The sequence below is a fragment of the Pseudomonas asgharzadehiana genome (assembly GCF_019139815.1).
GTDB classification, from domain to species: domain Bacteria; phylum Pseudomonadota; class Gammaproteobacteria; order Pseudomonadales; family Pseudomonadaceae; genus Aquipseudomonas; species Aquipseudomonas asgharzadehiana.
Genome location: NZ_CP077079.1, coordinates 2046184 through 2063634, shown reverse-complemented (window position 1 = coordinate 2063634; position 17451 = coordinate 2046184). Strand labels below are relative to the sequence as shown.

The 17451-nt window shown below is 60.6% G+C and carries 16 protein-coding genes; 8 read left to right on the top strand and 8 right to left on the bottom strand.

The window, feature by feature from the left end:
• Nucleotides 1-10: 10 nt before the first annotated feature.
• Nucleotides 11-1036 carry an NAD(P)H-dependent glycerol-3-phosphate dehydrogenase gene (locus KSS96_RS09550; RefSeq protein ID WP_017529295.1) on the bottom strand — a complete coding sequence of 342 codons (1026 nt, stop codon included), beginning with the start codon at nucleotides 1034-1036 and terminating at the stop codon, nucleotides 11-13.
• A 195-nt stretch (nucleotides 1037-1231) separates the two neighbouring features.
• On the opposite strand from KSS96_RS09550, the gene KSS96_RS09545 reads away from it, so the two are divergent.
• The 5 genes from KSS96_RS09545 to fabB all read left to right on the top strand — a co-directional run bounded on the left by KSS96_RS09545 (nucleotide 1232) and on the right by fabB (nucleotide 8172).
• Complete coding sequence (locus KSS96_RS09545) at nucleotides 1232-3346, top strand: TonB-dependent receptor plug domain-containing protein (protein ID WP_317617124.1); 2115 nt, start codon at nucleotides 1232-1234, stop codon at nucleotides 3344-3346.
• A 1-nt stretch (nucleotide 3347) separates the two neighbouring features.
• Complete coding sequence (locus tag KSS96_RS09540; RefSeq protein ID WP_217856040.1) at nucleotides 3348-4277, top strand: ABC transporter substrate-binding protein; 930 nt, start codon at nucleotides 3348-3350, stop codon at nucleotides 4275-4277.
• Entirely contained in the window at nucleotides 4274-6175 is a 1902-nt protein-coding gene (locus tag KSS96_RS09535) for an ATP-binding protein (protein WP_217856038.1), read from the top strand. The genes KSS96_RS09540 and KSS96_RS09535 overlap by 4 nt, the downstream gene beginning before the upstream one ends.
• 249 nt (nucleotides 6176-6424) lie before the next feature.
• Nucleotides 6425-6940: a 3-hydroxyacyl-[acyl-carrier-protein] dehydratase FabA gene (gene fabA, locus KSS96_RS09530; RefSeq protein WP_017529299.1), complete on the top strand. Its 516-nt coding sequence runs from the start codon at nucleotides 6425-6427 to the stop codon at nucleotides 6938-6940.
• Nucleotides 6941-6951: 11 nt separating this feature from the next.
• On the top strand, nucleotides 6952-8172 hold the full coding sequence (gene fabB / locus KSS96_RS09525) for a beta-ketoacyl-ACP synthase I (protein ID WP_017529300.1): 1221 nt from the start codon (nucleotides 6952-6954) through the stop codon (nucleotides 8170-8172).
• A gap of 97 nt (nucleotides 8173-8269) precedes the next feature.
• On the opposite strand, the gene KSS96_RS09520 is transcribed toward fabB, so the two are convergent.
• Entirely contained in the window at nucleotides 8270-9271 is a 1002-nt protein-coding gene (locus KSS96_RS09520; RefSeq protein ID WP_065877997.1) for an amidohydrolase family protein, read from the bottom strand.
• Between the two features lie 139 nt (nucleotides 9272-9410).
• Here KSS96_RS09520 and KSS96_RS09515 point away from each other — a divergent pair, with 139 nt between their 5' ends.
• Together KSS96_RS09515 and KSS96_RS09510 are read left to right on the top strand one after the other, a co-directional pair.
• A complete protein-coding gene (locus tag KSS96_RS09515; RefSeq protein ID WP_017529302.1) occupies nucleotides 9411-9827 on the top strand; it encodes an OsmC family protein in 417 nt (138 codons plus the stop codon).
• A gap of 64 nt (nucleotides 9828-9891) precedes the next feature.
• On the top strand, nucleotides 9892-10758 hold the full coding sequence (locus KSS96_RS09510; RefSeq protein ID WP_135196748.1) for a pirin family protein: 867 nt from the start codon (nucleotides 9892-9894) through the stop codon (nucleotides 10756-10758).
• A gap of 97 nt (nucleotides 10759-10855) precedes the next feature.
• Here the strand turns inward: KSS96_RS09510 and KSS96_RS09505 are convergent, their stop codons facing one another.
• From KSS96_RS09505 to KSS96_RS09490, 4 genes are all read right to left on the bottom strand, one after another.
• Nucleotides 10856-11584, bottom strand: coding sequence for a dienelactone hydrolase family protein (locus tag KSS96_RS09505; protein WP_217856036.1), 729 nt, complete (start codon nucleotides 11582-11584; stop codon nucleotides 10856-10858).
• Between the two features lie 66 nt (nucleotides 11585-11650).
• Nucleotides 11651-13555 (bottom strand): molecular chaperone HtpG, encoded by a 1905-nt coding sequence (gene htpG, locus KSS96_RS09500; protein ID WP_026067377.1) that lies wholly within the window; start codon nucleotides 13553-13555, stop codon nucleotides 11651-11653.
• 89 nt (nucleotides 13556-13644) lie between these two features.
• Entirely contained in the window at nucleotides 13645-14097 is a 453-nt protein-coding gene (locus KSS96_RS09495; protein WP_017529306.1) for a PaaI family thioesterase, read from the bottom strand.
• Nucleotides 14094-14570, bottom strand: a complete 477-nt coding sequence (locus tag KSS96_RS09490; protein ID WP_065877990.1) for a PaaI family thioesterase — start codon at nucleotides 14568-14570, stop codon at nucleotides 14094-14096. The genes KSS96_RS09495 and KSS96_RS09490 overlap by 4 nt, the downstream gene beginning before the upstream one ends.
• Before the next feature lie 158 nt (nucleotides 14571-14728).
• Between KSS96_RS09490 and KSS96_RS09485 the strand changes: the two genes are divergently transcribed.
• The gene (locus KSS96_RS09485; RefSeq protein WP_010211724.1) at nucleotides 14729-14980 is read left to right on the top strand and encodes a hypothetical protein; all 252 of its coding nucleotides are present in this window, start codon (nucleotides 14729-14731) and stop codon (nucleotides 14978-14980) included.
• A gap of 104 nt (nucleotides 14981-15084) precedes the next feature.
• Here KSS96_RS09485 and KSS96_RS09480 read toward each other — a convergent pair whose 3' ends face one another.
• Nucleotides 15085-15822, bottom strand: coding sequence for a DUF599 domain-containing protein (locus KSS96_RS09480; RefSeq protein WP_017529308.1), 738 nt, complete (start codon nucleotides 15820-15822; stop codon nucleotides 15085-15087).
• A 231-nt stretch (nucleotides 15823-16053) separates the two neighbouring features.
• A complete protein-coding gene (gene brnQ / locus KSS96_RS09475) occupies nucleotides 16054-17367 on the bottom strand; it encodes a branched-chain amino acid transport system II carrier protein (RefSeq protein ID WP_217856034.1) in 1314 nt (437 codons plus the stop codon).
• Nucleotides 17368-17451: the final 84 nt, after the last annotated feature.

Sequence of the window (17451 nt, the reverse complement as noted above, 5' to 3'; positions counted from 1 at the left end):
GACGCGTTCCTCAGTTGAAACCACTGGTGGAAATAAAGTCGACATCGGTTTTCGGCTCGGCGCGCATCAGCAACTCGATGACCTGATTCAAGGTGCGCCCTTCGAACAGGATCGCGTGCAGCCCGGCGACCAGCGGCATATACACGCCCACTTCCTGAGCCTTGGCCTTGAGCACCTTGAGCGTGTTGACCCCTTCGGCCACTTCGCCAAGACGCGTCACCGCGTCGTCCAGGCTCAAGCCCTGGCCCAGGGCGAACCCCACCTGGTAGTTGCGGCTTTTCGGCGACGAGCAGGTGACGATCAAGTCGCCCACGCCCGCCAGCCCCAGGAAAGTCATCGGGTTGGCCCCCTGGTTCACCGCGAAGCGGGTCATCTCCGCCAGCGCCCGGGTGATCAGCATGCTCTTGGTGTTTTCGCCCATGCCCAGGGCCACCGCCATGCCGGCGATGATCGCGTAGACGTTCTTGAGCGCGCCCCCCAGTTCGACGCCGAAGCGATCGCCGCTGGCATACACCCGGAACGTACGCCCGTGCAACACCGCCTGGACGCGCTCGCACAAGGCCTCATCTTCACTGGCGACCACGGTGGCGGTCAGCGCATGCTCGGCCACTTCCCGTGCCAGGTTCGGCCCCGACAGCACACCAATGCGCGCCTGGGGGGCGATGTCTTCAAGGATTTCGCTCATCAACTTGAAGGTCTGCGCCTCGATGCCCTTGGTCAGGCTGACCAGCATTTTGCCCGCCAGGCGTTCGGCGTGAGGCGCCAGCACTGAGCGCAACGCGCTGGACGGCAGCGCGACAAAACACAGCTCGCAGTCGGTCAGGGTGGCCAGCAGGTCGGTAACCGGTTCGACCGCCGGATGAATCTTGATGCCTTTAAGGTAACGAGGGTTTTCGCGATGCACGCGAATGGCCTCGGCTTGCTCGGGATCACGCATCCACTGGCGCACCGCGTGACCGTTCTCGGCCAGCAGGTTAGCCACGGCGGTACCAAAACTTCCGCCTCCCAGGACCGCAATAGGGCGCTGTTCAGTCATATGCAATCCGTTAATCCATACCAGTGGCGATGGCGGCATTATACGGAGCGGCCCGTTTGCGGCCAGCCCCCGTGTCAATTCGTGCGCCTGTCGGAAAATGCCATGTCTGTGTGAAGTAATTGCAAGGGCGACGACTGGCAAATGGCCCCGCCTCGGTTAACATGGGCGGCTACCCGTCATTATCAAGGCCGTGTCGTGTCTCTGGGCCCTCCTCCCCGTTCATCTGTATTGCTGATGCTGCTCTGCAGTGGCGCCGTGCTGGCCGACGACCTGTTCCTCGACAGCCAGCCGCTGCCGCAGGTCTTGACCGCCACCCGCCTCAAGCAGTCGGCCGCCGCCGTGCCCGGCAGCATGACCGTGATCGACAGCGAATTGATCAAGGCCAGCGGCGCGCGGGACGTCAGCGAACTGCTGCGCCTGGTGCCGGGGATGATGGTCGGCTACACCACCGGCAACCAAGCGGCGGTGAACTACCACGGCACCAGCGCCAGCGATGCGCGACGCATGCAAGTGTTGATCGACGGCCGCTCGGTGTATCGCGCGGGCCTGGCCACGGTGGACTGGAGCGACATTCCGGTGGCCATGGAGGATATCGAGCGCATCGAGGTATTCCGTGGCCCCAACACCGTCAGCTACGGCGCCAATGCGCTGATGGCAGTGGTGAATATTCTTACGCGCTCGCCGGCCAACAGCCATGGCTCGCGGGTAAAAGTCATTCGCGGCGAACGCGGAATCAACGACTTTTACGCCAGCCAGGGCGTGGGTTGGGAAACCGGTGATTTGCGCCTGACCTTGTCAGGGCAACAGGACGAGGGCTTTGACAGCGATGCCGCCGGCGCCGACCGCCGCGACGGCCGCCGCCTCAACCGCTTCAGCCTGGCAGTGAGCCAGACGTTGAATGCGCAGCAGAGCATCGACTGGCAGCTGGACGCCAAGGAAGGCACCAACCAACGCCCGTACACCTACACACCGGTATTTGCGGGGATTAACGAAGGTGGCGACAACTCCGACGTCAGCGCCAAGGACTACGCAGGCTCCCTGCGCTGGAACGTCGACTTCAACCCCGAACACAGCCTGTATGTGCAAGGCTCGGCCCAGCAGTGGGACCGCCGGCAAATCTGGAAAGCCTGCGACGCCAAGGTCTCGTTCAGCCCCGAGCTGACCCAGTTGTGGCAGCTCAACCCCAACTACGCCGAGCTTCTGGCCCGGCATATGGATACCTTCAGCAGCGCCCCACCCGGCAGCGCCGCCGAGCAGGCCTTGGCCAACCAGGTGCTCGATCAATGGCGCAACGGCGCCAACCAGAGCGTGTGCGGTGACATCGACCAAAGCACCCGCGAAAGCCGATACGACCTGGAGATCCAGGACACCCTCAGCCTGTCCGACAGCCTGCGCCTGGTCAGCGGCATCAACTACCGCTACGACCGCGCCGACTCCGACACTTACTTCAACGGCACCCTGGACGACACCACCTGGCGCCTGTTCGGCCAGTTGGAATGGCGTGCCAGCGAGCATTGGTTGCTGCAAGGCGGCGCCATGTATGAAGACACGCACCTGAGCGGTCATTCCTTGACGCCCCGAGTGGCCGTCAACTACCTGATCAACCCGCGCCACGGCCTGCGCGCGGTGTATTCCGAAGCGATCCGCTCGCCGGACATGTTCGAGAACAACGTCAACTGGAGCTACCGCGTCACCAACCTCAGTTCCCCCACCTATGGGCAGAACACCGGGCAGTACTTCGTGAAGACCCGCGGCCCGGGCAACCTCGACAAAGAACTGATGCGCTCGCGGGAACTGGGCTACAACGGTTTTTTTGCCGACATCGGGCTGAACATGGACGTGAAGCTGTTCTACGACGAAATCACCAACATGATCAGCTCGCCCCTGCGCAACAACCAGTACATCGCCAGCAACGCCAACCGTTCGCGGTTCACCGGGGCGGAGTCGCAGTTCGACTGGCGCCTGAGCAACGCCGACCGCCTGCGGCTGACCTACGCTTACGTGGACGCCACGACCAGCAACCCGCTGGACAAAGCGCAAACCGCGCGTAACAGTGGCTCGGCCGGCTGGTTGCGCGAGTGGGGCCAGGGTTGGTCCAGCGCGCTGTTCTACTATGGCGACGACGCACTCAACCAATATCGCTTCGAACGGGTCGACCTGCGGGTGGCCAAGCGCATTGCCCTGGGCAAAGCCAATGTGGAGCTGGCCGGCATGTTGCAACAACGCCTCGATAACCAGCCCACCACCTGGGCCGACAACCATTACGACCATCGCCATGTGCTCTACTTCAGCGCGGAGTTAGAGTTCTGACATGGGCGACTCGTCACGGATGACCTTCTTCTTTATCCATACGCTGTGGCGACGCGCCGTGCTGCTCGCCTGCCTGCTGCTGGCCACGCCCGCGTGGAGCGCCGACATCCTGCTGACCGCCGCCGACGACGCTGCCGGCGTGCAGGCCTTTACCCACGCCCTGGCCGCGCAGCGCCCTGAAGACCGCATCACCTTTACCGCCCTCAAAGACTTGCCGGCACCCAACCGGCTGCCTGCCGGCACGCGCCTGATCCTGCTGGACCTGCCCGGCCTCGACTGGCGCCTGCAAGACCCCCAAGGGCCACCGACCCTGGTGCTGCGTATCAGCCGGCTGCAAGCCCATCAGCGGCCAGGTGTCGCGCAGCACGCGCGCATCAGCCTGTTATGGAGCGATCCCCCGCTGGAACGTCAGTTGCAGCTAATCACCAGCATCCTGCCCCAGGCGCGGCGCATCGGTGTGCTCTATGGTGCCGAAAGCGAATTCCTGCTGCCCGAGCTGCGCCACCGGGCGTCGGCACTGGAGCTGGAGATAGTGCCCCAGCGCTGGGACAACACCATCGACAGTCGCCCGCTGCAAACGCTGTTCAGGAACAGCGACGTACTGCTGGGCCTGGACGACCCGCAGTTATACAACCCGAAAACCGCGAAAAATCTGTTGCTGAGCAGCTACGCCCAGCAATTGCCCCTGGTGGGGCCCAATGCAGGGTTTGTACGGGCCGGCAGCCTGGCCAGCACCTACAGCGACCAGACCGACTGGCTGGCTGTGCTCGACCGCCTGTTGGATCACCCGCCGGCCAATTGGCCACGCACGCTGTACCCGGAACACTTCAAAGTCGTGGCCAACCCACAAGTCGCGCGCTCACTGGGCATCGAACAGATAGACGAAGCCGGCGTCGCCGCCCGCCTGGCCGAAGGAGAAAAACGCCCATGACCTTGCGCCGTCGTTGGGACATCAATACCCGCACCCAGCTCATCACCCTGGGCCCGGCGCTGTTGCTGACACTGCTGTTGATCAGCTTCTTTACCTTCGTGCGTATCCAGGACCTGCGCCAGGAACTGGACCACACCGGTCAATTGATCGCCAACCAGTTGGCCCCCGCCACCGAGTATGGGGTGATTTCCGGCAACAACGAGGTGCTCGAAAGTTTGCTGCGCGCCACCCTGGCCACACCGCACGTGCGTTTCCTGGAGATTCAGGACAGCACCGAACACATCCTGGTGTACGTGGAGCAACCGTCGGAAAAACACGACCGCTCGCTGTCGGTAAAAGTGTTCCAGGCGCCGATTCGCCTGCAGCATATCCAGTTGGGCAATGACTTTTTCCAGGACAACCTCAACGAACCCAAGGCGCCGCGCGCCGATTACCTGGGCCGGGTGATCGTCGGCATGTCCAACGATGCCTTCAGCCAGCGCCAACAGGAGATCCTGTTCAAGGCCGGCATCCTCGCGCTGTTCGCCCTGCTGTTTACCTTCCTGCTGGCCCGGCGCCTTGCCGCCAGCCTGTCGCAACCGATCAGCGCCATGGGCCATGCGGTCAAGGCCATCCAACAAGGCGACTACAAGACGCCGCTGCCGATTGTGGATGACTCCGAGCTGGGCGACCTGTCTCGACATATCAATAACCTCGCCGAAGGCCTCAACCAGGCCAGCCGCGAACAGCAGCAGGCCATGGCCCAGTTGATCCAGACCCGCGAAGAAGCCGAGCGCGCCAACAATGCCAAGTCGGACTTCCTGGCAATGATGAGCCACGAACTGCGCACGCCGATGAACGGCGTGCTGGGCATGCTGCAGTTGCTGGAAACCACCGAAATGACCGAGGAACAGGCCGAATATGCGGCGCTGGCCTCCGAGTCCACCGAACACTTGCTCAAGGTCATCAACGACATCCTCGACTTTTCGCGCATCGAGCGTGCGGCGCTGGAGCTGGAACACATTCCGTTCAACCTGGCCGACCTGATCAACAGTTGCGCCCAGGCCTTCCAGCACAGCGCACAGCAGCGCGGGCTGGAGCTGAAGCTACCGATTCCGCCGGGCATGGAGACCTTGCGGGTGCAGGGCGATCCGACGCGCATCCGCCAGATCCTGGTGAACCTGATCGGCAATGCGCTGAAATTCACCGAGCACGGCAGCGTCAGCGTCGAGCCGCACTGTCAGCCCCTGGATCATGAGCTGGTGTGGTTCACCTGTACCGTGCGCGACAGTGGCATTGGTATTTCCACCGAACGCCTGGAGTTGATGTTCGATGCGTTCCAGCAGGCCGACAGTTCCATTTCAAGACGTTACGGGGGTACCGGCCTGGGCCTGCCCATCGCCCGCACCCTGGCCGAACGCATGGGCGGCACCCTGCGCGCCCAGAGTGAAGAAGGCCGTGGGTCAGTGTTTACCCTGGAAATCCCTCTGGCCATCGACCAGCACAGCCTGCCCGCCATTGCCTCGGATGCCGAGGGCAAAACCAGTGCCGGTGATGGCCGCCATGTGCTGCTGGTAGAGGACAACCCGGTCAACCGCGCGGTGGTCGAAGCCATGCTACGCAGCCTGGGTTTTGAAGTGAGTTTGGCTACCGACGGCGCCGAAGCGATCCGCAGTGCCGAAAGCCTGATTTTCACGGCCATCCTGATGGACTGCCGCCTGCCATTGATCGACGGCTATGAAGCCACTCGGCAGATTCGCCAGTTGCCGGGCTGCGCCGACCTGCCGATCATCGCGTTGACCGCCAATGCCTTGCAGGGCGACCGCGAAGCCTGCCTGGCAGCGGGAATGAACGATTACCTGGCCAAGCCGTTCAAACGCACCGAGTTGCAGCAAATCCTGCAGCGCTGGGTACAGTAGCGCCGCGCCATCAGCCAACTGCGACTGGCGTGAAAGACGAAAGTGCGGCAGTCTTAGGCACCCGAACGGGCCTATAAACAGACCCGGTTTAAAATTTCAGTGAACAAGTGTACATTCAGTGCCTTGAAGCTGTGACTTTCACTACAACGCAATAGTCTATGTGTAGGCTGCCGACATGAGGCATGAACGCTTCATTCGGTTCGGGAAGATTTGCCCTACCCTGCCGCATGGGATTATTGAGGAGCTCGCATGACCAAACAAAACGCCTTTACTCGGGAAGACCTGCTGCGCTGCAGTCGCGGTGAGCTGTTCGGCCCAGGTAACGCGCAATTGCCCGCCCCGAACATGCTGATGGTGGATCGCATCACCCATATCAGCGAAGAGGGTGGCAAGTACGGCAAAGGTGAATTGGTCGCCGAGCTGGATATCAACCCGGACCTGTGGTTCTTCGCCTGCCACTTCGAAGGTGACCCCGTGATGCCAGGCTGCCTGGGCCTCGACGCCATGTGGCAACTGGTCGGCTTCTACCTGGGCTGGCAAGGCCTGCCGGGCCGGGGTCGCGCCCTGGGTTCGGGCGAAGTGAAGTTCTTTGGCCAGGTCTTGCCGACCGCCAAGAAAGTCACCTACAACATTCAAATCAAGCGCGTCCTCAAGGGCAAGCTGAACCTGGCCATCGCCGACGGTTCGGTGACTGTCGACGGTCGCGAGATCTATACTGCCGAAGGCCTTCGGGTCGGCGTATTCACTTCCACTGACAACTTTTAAGGGTTATCCGCATGCGCCGCGTCGTTATCACTGGTCTGGGCATCGTTTCTTGCCTGGGCAATGACAAAGAGACCGTCACCGCTAACCTGCGTGCAAGTCGCCCTGGCATCCGCTTCAACCCGGAATATGCCGAAATGGGTCTGCGTAGCCAGGTTTCCGGCTCCATCGACCTGCCCCTCGAAGAACTGATCGATCGCAAGATCTATCGCTTCGTCGGCCACGCTGCCGCCTACGCCTACCTGGCCATGAAAGACGCCATCGCCGACTCAGGCCTGAGCGAAGACCAGGTTTCCAACGTACGCACCGGCCTGATCGCCGGCTCCGGCGGCGCATCAACCCTCAACCAGATGGAAGCGCTGGACATCCTGCGCGAAAAAGGCGTGAAGCGCGTTGGCCCCTACCGTGTAACGCGGACCATGGGCAGCACCGTTTCGGCCTGCCTGGCCACGCCGTTCCAGATCAAGGGCGTGAACTACTCGATCTCCTCCGCCTGCGCCACCAGTGCTCACTGCATCGGTACCGCCGTAGAGCAGATCCAGTTGGGCAAGCAGGACATCGTATTCGCCGGCGGCGGTGAAGAAGAGCATTGGAGCCAGTCGTTCCTGTTCGACGCCATGGGCGCACTGTCCACCCAGTACAACGAAACCCCGGAAAAAGCCTCCCGTGCCTACGATGCCAAGCGTGACGGTTTCGTCATCGCCGGCGGCGGCGGCATGGTGGTGGTTGAAGAGCTGGAACACGCTCTGGCCCGTGGTGCCAAGATCTACGCGGAAATCGTTGGCTACGGCGCAACGTCCGACGGCTACGACATGGTTGCGCCAAGCGGTGAAGGCGCCATCCGTTGCATGCAGATGGCGATGTCCACCGTCGACACCCCAATCGACTACCTGAACACCCACGGCACTTCGACTCCGGTCGGCGACGCCAAGGAAATGGAAGGCGTGCGTGCGGTATTTGGCGACAAGGCTCCGAAAATCAGTTCCACCAAGAGCCTGTCCGGTCACTCCCTGGGCGCCGCCGGTGTTCATGAAGCGATCTACTGCCTGTTGATGATGGAAGGCAACTTCATGGCCGGCTCGGCCAACATCGACGAGATCGACCCGGTCGTCGCCGATATGCCGATCCTGACCAAGACCGTTGAAAACGCGAAAATCGACACCGTGATGAGCAACAGCTTCGGCTTCGGTGGCACTAACGCCACCCTGGTGCTGAAACGCTGGCAGGGTCAGTAAGCCCTGTAGCCCCATGAAAAAGCCCCGACTGGTTCGGGGCTTTTTTATGGGTGAGCCCATGTGGAACCGCCTCGCCTTTACCGCACCTTCATTGCATTCAGCGCTTGGGCAGGATGGCCAGGAAGTTATCGCGGGCCACCTTGCGGGCGATGTCCTCAGGCAAGGCGTCCAGGAAAGGCTCAAAGCGGCGCATTTCCTTACCCAATTTGTTGAAACGCCCCACTACGTCCGAGCCCAACATAAACCGCTCCGGAAAGCGCTCCACCAGCTCGACCCACTCCGCACGAGGCACGCCTGCGTCATCAAGCAAATACGGCGTGAGCATGCTCCAGGACAGGTCGATGTACAGATTGGGGTAAGCCTCCAGCAGGCGACTCAAGGTGGGCAGCAAAAAATCCATCTGCACCTGATGTCGATGGATCTCTTTGCTGGTACCCGCGTGCGCCCAGATAAACCGTGTGTGCGGGTGGTTGCGCAGTGGCTCTTCGATTTCGGCCAGGTACAACGGGTTGCGCTCGCGCTTGGAGGTGATGTTGGAGTGCAGCATCACCGGCAAGTCGTTTTCGGCGGCCAGGTGGTAAATGCGCGTCATGGCTTCGTTGTTGGCGCGAGGGGTGTCGCCGGACGTCAGGGCCGTGAGGTCATCGTGGCGGGTAAACACCTCACCGATGCCCTGCCACAGGCCTGGGTTAAGGTCGAGCATGCGCTGGATATGCGCGTCGGAATTCTTGTCGTTGGGGTTGAAACCGCTTAGAAACGGATGAAAGTGCTGGCGCTGTTCAGGCGTCAGCTTATTCACGGCCGCGGCGACAATAACGTCGGTGGCGCTGTACCAATAGGCATCTGCGTCATCGCCCGCGTAGTAGCGCGGGCGCTTGGGTTCGTCTTCGTGCCACTTTTTCGCCACGGGGATGCCGGAAATCATCACGTGCTCAATGCGATTTTCGTGCATGGCCTTGAGCAATTTTTCCATGCCCGCCGTTTCCTGGAAAAAATCCACGTAATGCAGGTGCGCGTCGCTGTAGGCATAGTCGCGGGCCTGCACGGCAAGGCTGCTGGCGGCGAACAACAGGGCAACACTCAGGCGGGTCCAGAGCACGATACAACCTCGATCAGGGCGAGTACGAGTAGACCTTGCCTTGCGCGCCGAGGTTCATCATGCAAAAACGTGGAACACCCCAAGGCCCGCATGCTCTATAACTGCATGACCTACATCCTGCCACCCTGTGAGGTTTGCCATGCCTGTTACCGTGAATACACTGAACGCTGAAAATTTTCGCCACAGCGTCAACATCAATAACCACGAGTTGTTTACCGACCTGCCCAAAAGCCTGGGCGGCGACGACTCCGCGCCCTCCCCCCACGATTACTTCGACGCGGCATTGGCGTCCTGTAAAGCCCTGACCGTCAGGCTGTATGCGCAGAAGAAAAACATCCCGCTCACCGGCGTCACCGTGGAAGTGACCCACGACGCCGCCGAGGAACAAAAGGGCAAATACAAACTCGGCGTCAAGCTGACCCTCAAGGGTGTGCTCACCGACGCACAGCGCGACGAGTTGCACCGCGTTGCCGACAAATGCCCGGTGCACAAGCTGATGACCACCGCCGAGATCAGCATCGAGACCACGCTATCGGAAGGTGCGTTCAGCCAATAGCAGCAACCTCTCGTCGAGCGGGTTATGCTCACGGCCAACTAACCCGCTCAGATTGGGACGCACCATGACCCTCCTCACCGTGATCCGCCCTCGCCAGGAAGAGGTTGAAGGCCAGCCGATCCTGCGCCCGCTGCCCTCGCGCGAATGCCGTAGCGTCGGACCTTTTGTATTTTTCGACCATATGCTGTCCACCCGCTACGCACCGGGCAGCGGCATGAATATCCGCCAGCACCCGCATATCGGCCTGTCCACCCTCACCTACCTGTTTGAAGGCGCGTTGCAGCACAAGGATAGCCTGGGCTCCGACCAAGTGGTGCAGGCCGGCGATGTGAGCTGGATGACTGCCGGCAGCGCAATTGCCCACGTCGAGCGCACACCAGAAGCCCTCAAGGCCAGTGGTTTCAGCCTGCATGGGTTGCAAGTATGGCTGGCCTCGCCCAGGGACCACGAAACCGGACCAGGCCATTACAGCCATCACCCCGCCAACAGCCTGCCGGTGAGCGACAACCTGGGCGTGTGGACTCGCATGATCGCGGGCAACGGGTTCTGCCTCGAATCACCGGTGCCGGTGCTGTCGCCCACGCTGTATGCCGAGGTGCGCATGCAGACGGCCACCACCCTGCCGATCCCGGACGAGCATCAGGAACGCGCGGTGTATGTGCTGGAGGGAGAAGCGCAGCTCGACGGCGAACTGTTGCAGGCACATAGCCTGGTGATATTGCCGAGCGGCCAGGCGATGACGTTGTTTGCCGAGTCCGATTGCCACCTGGTGGTGTTTGGCGGCGCGCCATTGGATGGACCGAGGCGGATCAACTGGAATTTTGTCGCGAGTGATCCCGCAGTGATCGAGCAAGCCAGGCAGCGTTGGGCGGCTGGGGATTGGCCGACGGTGCCGGGGGAATCCGAAAGAATTGAGTTGCCTGCGAGATAGCCATCGGAAGCAAGCCCCCTTCCACATTTGAAGGTGTATACCAATCAAGTGTGGGAGGGGGCTTGCTCCCGATGGGGTCGGAACAGGCGCTAGAGAATCAACCCTTGAACACTTCATCCAACAAGTTATGCATCGAGCGGAACGCCCGTGCAGCAGTCTTCGCGTCGTACATCATCTTGCCCGGCACATTGGCGTGCGGGTCGGTGAAGGAATGCACCGCGCCACCGTAGCTCAGCAGTTGCCAATCCACACCGGCGGCGTTCATTTCGTCTTCAAAGGCCGGCAGTTGCTCTTTGGGCACCAACGGGTCGGAGGCGCCATGCAGCACCAGCACCGAACCCTTGATGTTATTGGCATCTGCCGGGTTTGGCGTGTCGAGGGTGCCGTGGAACGATACCGCGGCCTTCAATGGCGCGCCCGTGCGGGCCAGCTCCAGGGAGCAGCAACCGCCAAAGCAGAAGCCGAAGGTCGCCAGCCTGGACGTATCAACAGCCGCTTCAGTCTGGCTTTGCAGTTGCTCAAGGGCCGCCTGCATGCGCTTGTTCAACAATGGGCGGTCATTTTTCAACGGCATCATCGCCGCACCGGCCTCATCGCCATTCGATGGACGCACGGTTTGCCCGTACAGATCGGCAATCAGCACCACGTAGCCCTTGCTCGCGACGGTCTTGGCGATTTCTTCCGCGCCGGCACTCACGCCCATCCAGTTCGGCGCCATCAGCAAGCCCGGCAACGGCCCTTTTTGGCTCGCATCGAACGCCAGGCGGCTCTCGTAAGACTGGCCATCAATCTCATAGACCACGGAACGCACAGTGACTTGGCTCATCATTCTCTCCAGTTGAGGTGCACTAGAACGAAAAAACCCGCCGAAGCGGGTTTTTCTACAACGGTGTTAAACCGACAGTTCAACCAACAGCTTGTTCAGTCGGCGCACATAAGCGGCAGGGTCTTTGAGGCTGTCGCCAGCGGCCAGGGCCGCCTGGTCGAAGAGGATGTGCGACAGGTCGCCAAACCGCTCTTCGCTCTGCTCGCCGTCGAGTTTCTCGATCAGCGGGTGAGCCGGGTTGAACTCGAAGATCGGCTTGGAATCCGGAACCTTCTGCCCGCTGGCTTCGAGGATCTGACGCATCTGCATGCCCAGGTCCTGCTCGCCGATGGCCAGGATCGCCGGGGAATCGGTCAGACGGTGGGAAACCCGCACTTCGCTGACGGCATCGCCCAGGGCAGTCTTGATCCGCTCAACCAGGCCTTCTTTGGCCTTGGCGACTTCTTCGGCTTCTTTCTTCTCTTCTTCGGAGTCCAGGTTACCCAGGTCCAGGTCACCACGGGCCACGTCGACGAAGGTTTTACCGTCGAACTCGCTGAGATAGCTCATCAGCCACTCATCGATACGGTCGGTCAGCAGCAACACTTCAATGCCTTTCTTGCGGAAGACTTCAAGGTGCGGGCTGTTCTTGACCTGGGCGTAGGTTTCGCCTGTCAGGTAGTAGATCTTGTCCTGACCTTCCTTGGCGCGCGCCAGGTACTCGGCCAGCGACACAATCTGCTCGCCCTCTTCGCCCTGAGTGGAGGCAAAACGCAGCAGGCCGGCGATTTTCTCTTTGTTGGCGAAATCTTCCGCCGGGCCTTCTTTCATGACCTGGCCGAAGTTTTTCCAGAAGCCTTTGTATTGCTCAGGCTCGTTCTTCGCCAGTTTTTCCAGCATGTCGAGGACGCGCTTGGTCAACGCCGACTTCATGGAGTCGATGATCGGGTCTTTCTGCAGGATTTCCCGCGACACGTTCAGCGACAGGTCATTGGAGTCGACCACGCCTTTGATAAAGCGCAGGTACAGCGGCAGGAACGATTCCGCCTGATCCATCACGAACACGCGCTGGACATAGAGCTTGAGGCCTTTGGGCGCTTCACGCTGGTACAGGTCGAACGGCGCACGAGCCGGCACGTACAGCAGCGAGCTGTACTCGAGCTTGCCTTCGACCTTGTTATGGCTCCAGCTCAGCGGGTTCTCGTAATCGTGGGCGATGTGCTTGTAGAACTCCTGGTATTCCTCATCCTTCACTTCAGTGCGAGGACGGGTCCACAGGGCGCTGGCGCGGTTGACCACTTCCCATTCCTGGGCAGGGGCCTCTTCGCCTTCGGCGGCCGCTTGTTCTTTGGGCAGTTCAATCGGCAGCGCGATGTGGTCGGAGTACTTTTTGATGATGTTGCGCAGGCGCCAGCCGTCGGCGAATTCGTCTTCACCGTCTTTGAGGTGCAACACGATACGCGTACCGCGGTCGGCCTTATCGATGGTGGCGATTTCAAACTCGCCCTCGCCCTTAGAGGCCCAATGCACACCTTCGCTGGCATCAAGGCCGGCACGACGGCTGAATACTTCAACCTTGTCGGCCACGATGAAGGCCGAGTAGAAGCCCACGCCGAACTGGCCGATCAGGTGCGAGTCTTTCTTCTGGTCGCCCGACAGGTTTTTCATGAAATCGGCGGTGCCGGATTTAGCGATGGTGCCCAGGTGGGTAATCGCATCGTCACGGCTCATGCCGATACCGTTGTCTTCGAGCGTGACGGTCTTGGCGTCTTTGTCGAAGCTCACACGGATTTTCAGTTCGGCGCCACCTTCCAGCCACTCGGGCTTGGACAGGGCTTCGAAACGTAATTTGTCGACAGCGTCAGAAGCGTTCGAGATCAATTCGCGAAGGAAGATTTCCTTGTTGGAATACAGCGAATGGATCATGAGGTGCAGCAGTTGCTTCACCTCGGTCTGGAAGCCCAGGGTTTCCTTTTGAGTTTCCACACTCATGGTCATCAAACTCCAATTGGATGGCAGTGGCCGCCCCCGAAAGGGTTAGCGGCGGGTTGTCATCAGAGTTGGGGCCTAAGACCAGGATTTCAAGGGCGGCTCGTTTCCTCAATCTTGAAATGCGCACGGGCGGTGGCAATGGGTTCCGCCGGCGTGCTTTGCCAGGCGGTGATCGCCACATTCGCCACCCGGCGGCCTTGGCGCCAAACCTGGCACTTGGCGTAGGTGTCGCGGAACTGGCCCGCACGCAGGTAATCCAGGGAGAAATCGATGATCTTCGGCAGGCCGGGGGCGCCGGTAAACACCAGCAGGTGCAGCGCGGCCGACAGCTCCATGAAGCCTGCAATCACGCCACCGTGCAGCGCCGGCAATATGGGGTTACCGATGTTGTCCTTGTTGGCGGGCAGACGAAACAGCAATTCGTCGCCCAGGCGCGTGCATTCGATGCCGATCAGCTTGGCATAGGGGATCAGGTTGAGCAGCGCCTCATAATCTGCGCGTTCATGGGCTTGTTCGAGGCGGGTCTTGAATCGGTGCGTCATGCCTGCTCTCCCTTGATCGTGCTGCGAAAGCCTTGGGTGCCGCTGAGACGCTTACCCATGCGTATGAACGTGCCGACCACATGGGCGATGGGTTGCTGCGGGTCGTCCTGGTAGGCGACACCACGAGTGAAGATCACGTCGGTGGTCACCCGGTAGCACTGAGCGAAACCGTAGACCGGTTTGTGCGGTTCAGCGGGATGCATGTAGTCGATGCGCAGATCGAGGGTCGGGCACACCTCGAATTCCGGCAGCACGCACAAGGTGGCCATGCCGCAGGCGGTATCCATCAACGAGGTCAGGGCGCCGCCGTGGATGACGCCGGTGGTGGGGTCACCCACGATCGCCGGGGTGTAAGGCAACACCAGCGTCATGCCCTCCTCGCCAGCTTCGTGCACGTTAATACCCAGTACCTGGCAATGGCGCAGGGCCGATACAAATCGCGTCGCACGCTCTAACAATAGGTTTTCGGTCATTCGATCCAGACTCTTATTAGTGTTGATTCGCGCAGTAGGCGGTGCGCGAGAAAGTTCCTTGAACAACGCGGTTTATATATCTGCGTCATAAAAGGAACTAAAACTGAGCCCTCGGGCTCGAAAGGCCAGTAGATATCTTCAATAAGGAGAAACACCCCATGCGCAAGACTTTAGCTATTTCCATGATGTTGGCCGCTGCCCTCGGTCTCGCTGCCTGCGACAAAAAATCCGAAGACAAAGCCCAAGACGCTGCGGCACATTCTGAGCAAGCTCAGAAAGACATGGCCAAGGCTCAGGATAAAGTGAACGACGCTGCGAAAGAAAACGCCGATGCTGCCAAAGCTCAGGCTGAATCGAACGAAGCCGCCGCGAAAGAAGCAGCACCTGCTACCCCTGCCACCGGTTCTTGATACCGCGGCTTGAAATAGCTTGGCTGCAAAAAGAAAGCCCGCTTAGATAGCGGGCTTTACTTTGTCTGCCGTTTTTATTCGCAGCGTTAATACGCGCAAGTGGACTAGGCCGTCTCTTTGACGGTATCAGGCGCCGTCGTATCCGTTTGCGTATACACCATCACTTGCAAGACGTCGGAATGAAACTCGCGGCGATACAGCACGAACACCACCCCCGCGCTCATCAACATGAACAACCAAGGGCTGACGAACCACGCCAGCATGGTCATGCCGAAGTAATAGGCGCGCAGGCCAAAGTTGAACTGGTTGGCCGCCATGGAAATCACCCGTGCCGCGCGCAACGCAAACGCCCTGCGCTCCTGCTCCGACACCAGCCGTTCACCGATCATCGGCGCCGACCCCACCAGCACTGCCGCAAAGTTGTATTGGCGCATGCACCAACTGAACGTGAAGAACGCGTAGACAAACACCAGCGCCAGGCACAATAGCTTGATTTCCGACATGCCCTGGGACGCCTGTTGCACCATGGGAATGTCCGCCAGCAACGACACGGCCCGCTCGGATGCACCGAGCACGGTGAGAATGCCAGCGAGGATGATCAGGGTACTGGAGGCAAAGAACGAGGCATTGCGCTCCAGGTTACCGATCACACTGGCATCGGCGATACGGTTGTCCCGCAGCAGCATGCGACGCATCCAGTCTTCACGGTACAGATGCAACACACTGGCCAGGCATGCAGTGTCGCGGGCCTTCCAAGTGGCATAACGGGTATAGCCGCCCCAGCACAGCACAAACCAGAGGGCGGCAAGCAGGTGGATCTGATTGGTTTCGACGAATGACATGCGGGTCCTTTTTACACGGTGTTGGCTCGCGGAATGCAGTACGAATGTGGAAGGGAGTTTGCCCCGATGGCGGTGGGACAGTTACAGGTTTATCCACTGACACACCCTCATCGGGCAAGCCCCCTTCCACCTGTTGAAAGCGTGCCAACTCTAGAAGGTTGTCGCCTCTCAAACATAAAATGCCCCGTATCGATTGATACGGGGCATTTCAGTACTGCGCGAAACCGGTCGTTACGCGATCGCTTCGCTGCGCTTGCCGAGCATACGGTCAATCCCCACCGCTACCACCAACACCATCACCGACGGTATCAGCCAGGCCAGGCCTTGCTCGCTCAGTGGCAAGTTCGCCAACTGCACCGGCATCCAGCCCGCCAGCCCTGCCCCCTTGAGCGCGTCGATGCAGCCCAAGATGAACGACACCAGCATCACCGGGCCAACGATACGGCCCTGCTCCTGCCAGAAGTCTTTGCAGAAACTCAAGGCCACCAGCACGATGCACGGCGGGTAGATGGCGGTCAGTACCGGGATCGAGAAGGCAATCAGCTTGGTCAGGCCCAGGTTGGATACAAACAACGAGAACAACGCCAGGATCACCACCAGTGTCTTGTAGGACAGTGGCAGCACACGGCTGAAATACTCGGCGCAGGCGCAGGTCAGGCCGACGGCGGTCACCAGGCACGCCAGAGAGATCAGTACGGCGAGGAAGCCGCTACCCAGGGAGCCAAAGGTGTGTTGCACGTAGGCGTGCAGCACAGCGGCGCCATTCGCAGCGCCGGCGGCCACTTCATGGCTGCCCGAACCCAGGCGAAACAGGCTCACATAGACGAGGGCCAGGCCCATGCCGGCAATCAGGCCGGCGATGATCGCGTAGCGGGTGATCAGCTTGGGCGATTCGACGCCACGGGAGCGAATGGCGTTGACGATCACAATGCCGAATACCAGCGCGCCCAGGGTATCCATGGTCAGGTAGCCATTGATAAAGCCCTGGGAGAACGGCGCGGCGACGTATTCCGGAGTGGCGACACCCACGTCGCCGGCCGGCAAGGCAAACGCGGCGATGCCGAGGATGGCCAGCGCAATGATCTTCAACGGCGCAAGAAAACGACCCACGGTGTCCAGCAGTCGACCCGGGTACAGCGAAACGAAGAACACGACCAGGAAGTAGACCGAGCTGTAAAGGAACAGCGCCAGCGGGCTTTCACCCGTCAACGGCGCCAGGCCGACTTCAAAAGACACGGTCGCGGTACGCGGGGTGGCGAACAGCGGCCCTACCGCCAGATACGCCGCCGCCGCGAGCAGGCCACCGGCGATCTTGCCGATCGGGCTGCTCAACGCGTCCATGCCACCGCCGACCTTGGCCAGGGCGATTACGGTAACCACCGGCAAGCCTACTGCGGTGATCAGAAAGCCCAGCGCCGCCATCCAGACGTCAGGCCCTGCCTGCAAACCCACGATAGGCGGGAAGATGATGTTGCCGGCGCCCACGAACAGGGCAAAGGTCATAAAACCCAACGCCAGGATGTCCTGGCTTTTCAACACTTTCATTTGAGGAAATACCACACTACTGAATCGGAATTTAGAGAGGGATTCCCTATGGATGAGGGAAATACTGCCGGCCCTTGTGGGGAC